The following is a 1,110-nucleotide window of genomic DNA, read 5'->3' as shown; positions in this document are numbered from 1 at the left end:
TTACTCATAAGTCAGTAATATAGGAGACAGAAGGGTGGCGAAAGAATGACTTCACCAATGCATTGTCATTTGCGATATTTTGCAGTTGCTCATCAACACGATATTGCAGCTTTTCACCCGCCTTCAATGGTGACCGAGCCACCCCCGTGCGCTTGGCATGACTCCACACCAACTCATCTGGATTCAAGTCAGGTGCGTAGCCCGGCAGGAAATGCAGCGTGAGCTTGCCCGCTGTGCTGGCGATGTAGTCCTTGACCAGAGCCTTCTTGTGCGCAGGCAACCCATCGACAACCAGACGTACTGGTTTTTTGCGTCGGTACATCATCTTCTTGAGCAACTCGACAAATAGCTCTCCCGTCAAACCACCCTGGTAGGTGGCGAACCAGAAGGCTCCTTTAGCGCTGACGGCAGATGCGGCGCTGATGCTTTGACGCTGCCCGGGACGCTCAATGACCGGCGTCTGACCTCGTGGTGCCCACGTCTTGCCATGCACCGCGTCGGCACGAAAACCAGATTCATCCCAGAACAATATCTCGGCGCCACTGCTTTGTGCCTCAGCGGCGATGGCGGGGAAGGTTTCATTCTTCCAAAGTGCGACCGCCTCCGGGTCGCGCTGGTATGCGCGTTCCAGCGGTTTTTGTGCCGTCAGGCCCAATCGGGCCAGCAGTGCCCCGATAGAAGCCAGCGAAAGTTGAACCCCAAAGCGTGACAGCAGCAACTCTTGCACAATCTGGCGCGTCCATAGACCGAAGTCAAAACCGTACTGATCGGGGCGTTTGCCGTTGACCCAGCGAAAAACCTGGCGTTCCTGTGCCAGGGTGAGTTTGCGGGGGCGTCCCGTGCCTTTGGTGGAGCGCAGGGCTTTGAGGCCACGCCCACGTCCTTTGACTGCGGCTCGGCACTTGTATGCCCATGACCGATTCATCCCAAGAGAAATTGCTACTACGCCAGGATGCTCGCCCTCGTTCATTCTTTGTACCGCCAGAACACGCATTTCTTCGAGCGTGTTGTGGGCCAATTTGCGTCCGTCCCGTTTCATGCGAATTTGGAGAAAACTCAAACAAATAAGTTCAGAGAATTTGTCCGCTAAATTACTGACTTATGAGTAAG

1 protein-coding gene is annotated in these 1,110 nt (G+C 54.9%); it reads right to left on the bottom strand.

The annotated features are described in order from the left end of the window. Positions 1-4: 4 nt before the first annotated feature. Entirely contained in the window at positions 5-1,039 is a 1,035-nt protein-coding gene (locus C5P05_RS00695) for an IS630 family transposase (RefSeq protein WP_114968004.1), read from the bottom strand. Positions 1,040-1,110: the final 71 nt, after the last annotated feature.

The sequence above is a fragment of the Rhodoferax ferrireducens genome (genome assembly GCF_003347515.1).
Lineage (GTDB): Bacteria > Pseudomonadota > Gammaproteobacteria > Burkholderiales > Burkholderiaceae_C > Rhodoferax.
This window is presented reverse-complemented; position numbering and strand designations above follow the sequence as displayed.